Raw genomic sequence first — 3,134 nt, 5'->3', positions numbered from 1 at the left:
AGCGGTAGAGCGCCTGCCTTACAAGCAGGATGTCACTGGTTCGAGTCCGGTACCGCCCATCCCCACCGGAGCTTGCAGCTTGAGAGCTCTGTCTCAGTTTGAGATACACCCGCTAGCCAGAGCCGGATCCCTGAGGTAGAGTAGTGGATATCGAGCCTCGATCATCTACCGCAGTTGGGTCTCGCATTGAGTCTTGCCCAGAAAGTGTGTAAAGTGGTAGACGATGTGGACTTCGGCTGTATCATGTCTTCCCAGAGTCCCCAATTGCCAGGCTCGTTATTGAGTAGGCAGTTTGTCGCTTCTATGAGGACATCCCTACAGCCAAAAAGGTGTGAGGAAAAGAACAAGGAGAGAAACATGCCCGCGAAACACGCGAACTACTGGAAAACGCTGCTGGCCGGCACTCTGGGTGCAGCAGCGATCCTGACCCCTGGAGTGGCTTATGCCCAAGCTACCGGGCCGGTCACCTCCATCTCTGAGCTTTCGGATGTGCAGCCCACCGACTGGGCCTTCCAAGCCCTGCAATCCTTGGTGGAGCGCTACGGTTGTATTGCCGGCTACCCTGACCGCACCTTCCGCGGCAACCGGGCTATGACTCGCTTTGAGTTTGCCGCCGGTATGAACGCCTGCTTGGATCGCATCAATGAGTTGATTGCAGCCGGTTTGGCCGACAAAGTCTCCAAGGAAGACTTGGCCACTCTGCAGCGCTTGCAAGAGGAATTTGCTGCTGAGCTGGCAGCCCTGCGCGGGCGGGTGGATGCCCTGGAAGCCGATGTTACTGATTTGAAAGGGAAGGTCTTCAACCCGGTTACCAAGTTGAATGCCCAAGTCATCGCCGCTGTTGTAGGCAGCGCTCTCACGGAAGACAGAGTTGTTGATGGGGAGGTAGTAGCAGAGCAAAACCAAGCCAACATGACTCTTCCCTATCGGGTACGCTTGAACTTCGATGCTTCTTTTGTGGGTCGCGATCGCCTGCGCATTCGTCTCCAAGCTCGCAACGCTGTGACTGAGTTCTTTGATGGGGATCCCGGCCTTGAGTTTGGCGGTGGTGGCGGTGGCACTTTCACCCTGGCCAAGCTGATCTACCAATTCCCAGCTTTCAACCAAGCAGCTACCATCTACACGGGTATCGTTGGCTCAGGTGTGTTCGATGTATTCAACTACAGCACACCCTTCGAAGCTCTCTCCGACTTTGCTGATGCTCCCAACTCCACGGCGGACGTGCCAGGTGGAGCTCTGTTTGGCTTCCGCTACCGACTCTCGGATCAACTACGCTTGGCCTACAGCTACAGCACCAGGAACGCTCAAGCCTTGGGCAACGGCTTCGGCGACAGCGGTATAACCGGTAGCGACAGTGCCCACGCGGTGGAGCTGGGCTTCCTGCCGAATGAAAATCTAGAGATTTACCTGCAGTTTGCCAGTACCTATCTGCAGAAGGCAAACGATGGCCCTGAGTTCTTGGCCAACGGTACAGCCCTTTTCCGTGGCCCTCTGCGGAGGACGAGGGTAGATGTTTCTGCCCGTGTCAATGCTTTCTCGGTGGCAGCCAACTGGGAGCTTAGCCCTCGAATTACCGTATCCGGCTGGTTTACTGCTGGCAATGTGGATTACAACTTGCCCAACGTGGTACCGGCTGGCACCATTGATCCGGGTGATGAAGATTTCAACGGGTTCCTGTTTGGCTTTGCTTTCCCGGATCTCTTCATTGAGGGTGCTCAGGGCGGTGTGGTGTTTGGCCAACCGATTGTCAGCACCGAGGAGGGAGTTTTTGACAGCCGTCCTTTCATCGTGGATGTTTACTACAGCTTCCCGGTGAACGAGTACCTCACCCTTACCCCGGCAGCCTACTTTGTGAGCAATCCCAATGGTGGGCCTAGCAAGTCTGGGGATACCGATCCAACCATCGGCGTGGGTGTCTTGCGGGCTGTGTTTGCTTTCTAGTTCCCAGAGTCCTTACGCTGACATTCAAGTCGTTAAGTTAAGTAGGGATCCACTGGGTTGGATCCCTATTTTCTTACATCAGCCCCTCTGGGGGGATGAAAGCCTGGGCTTGACGTCAAGCTTGGGACAAAGCTAGGGATTACAAAAGGCACACTGAGCGGGATCCGCCCAGGGCTCTGCCACAGGCTCGGTGTGGGTGTGAGAACAGCGAGCACAGCCATATACCCAAGCCTTGGCCACGGGGGTGGGGGCGCCACATTGGCCGCAGGGCAGTCCAGAGACCGAGCGGATCTGCCAGTAGCCAGGAGTGCCGCAGGCCGGGCACAGGCTTTGGGCTTTGGCGATTAGGTTTTGGGTGGCGGCTGCGATGACTTGGAGCCGGGTTGGGTTGTACAGGGCCCGCATGTCGGTTTCCAGATGCAGGCCACCCTGCCGAGCCAGCAGCTCCCCCACCACCTGCTTCAGGGTTGCTTCGTCTTGGATTCCTTTGTGGATAACCTGGGGCTTTTCTGGCTGGTCGAGGGCGATCAGGGCGTGCTGGGGAAAACCCGCCCTTTGGGCAAAGTCCAGCGCTTCTGCCCAGCTCTGCACCCAGCGATGGCTGAAATTGGTTTGGGTGCTCTCTGCATAGCCGACCAGCTCCAAGGGCTCCGCGCCGGGTTCAAAAACCCTGAGCATGACCCACTCCTGATTCCAAGGGATCCAAGGGATCTGGGGGTGGGGGCCAAAGGATCCCTCGCTGGCCAAAACCAAGGAGACGGGATGAGCTTGTCGAGCCCTTTCAATCTTCAGGCGCAGAGTCTGTAGGGGATCCCCCGGTCGGGGCCGCTCCCGCGAAAAGGTGCCCAGTTGGTCGGTGTCGAAAGCTACTACTTGAACTTGGATCCCCAAATGTTCGGCCAAGAGAGGGCCGATGACCTGCTCTTTGCGATGCATGGTTGCCAAGTAGGCGACCCGACCCTTCCATTGCATAGACTCAGACTTAACCTAGATCTGGCAAACGGATCCCGCAGCTTTGTGGCTCAGGCCAATTGGGGTTACTCAAACCAGGGGACTGGCCTCGAGCGGCAAGCCCAACTGGGCAACAGCCTCGGCCAAGGCCACCTCACGGCTGTCCACAAACCGCTCTGGGGGCAGCGGCAGATGCAGGTTTTCCAGGCGCTGCCGGATCCGGCCCTTGGCCCCAACAATCC

At 57.5% G+C, this 3,134-nt stretch carries 2 protein-coding genes; one reads left to right on the top strand and one right to left on the bottom strand.

What is annotated here, in order from left to right; translation table 11 throughout:
• The first annotated feature begins 357 nt into the window (after nt 1-357).
• Nucleotides 358-1,941: an iron uptake porin gene (locus NW856_RS10010; RefSeq protein ID WP_414400079.1), complete on the top strand. Its 1,584-nt coding sequence runs from the start codon at nt 358-360 to the stop codon at nt 1,939-1,941.
• Nucleotides 1,942-2,073: 132 nt separating this feature from the next.
• Here the strand turns inward: NW856_RS10010 and NW856_RS10005 are convergent, their stop codons facing one another.
• Nucleotides 2,074-2,913, bottom strand: a complete 840-nt coding sequence (locus NW856_RS10005) for a DUF6671 family protein (protein WP_414400077.1) — start codon at nt 2,911-2,913, stop codon at nt 2,074-2,076.
• Nucleotides 2,914-3,134 lie beyond the last annotated feature (221 nt).

Origin of the sequence: Synechococcus sp. R3-13, from assembly GCF_047462195.1 — a bacterium.
In the GTDB taxonomy this organism is placed as follows: Bacteria; Cyanobacteriota; Cyanobacteriia; order Thermostichales; family Thermostichaceae; genus Thermostichus.
The sequence above is the reverse complement of the archived record's forward strand: the minus strand, read 5'-3'. Positions and strand labels throughout refer to the sequence as shown.

What these genes read in the sequence shown, in the direction of transcription:
- NW856_RS10010 (WP_414400079.1), top strand. Translation starts at nt 358, where the DNA reads ATGCCCGCGAAACACGCGAACTACTGGAAAACGCTGCTGGCCGGCACT.
- NW856_RS10005 (WP_414400077.1), bottom strand. Translation starts at nt 2,913, where the DNA reads ATGCAATGGAAGGGTCGGGTCGCCTACTTGGCAACCATGCATCGCAAA.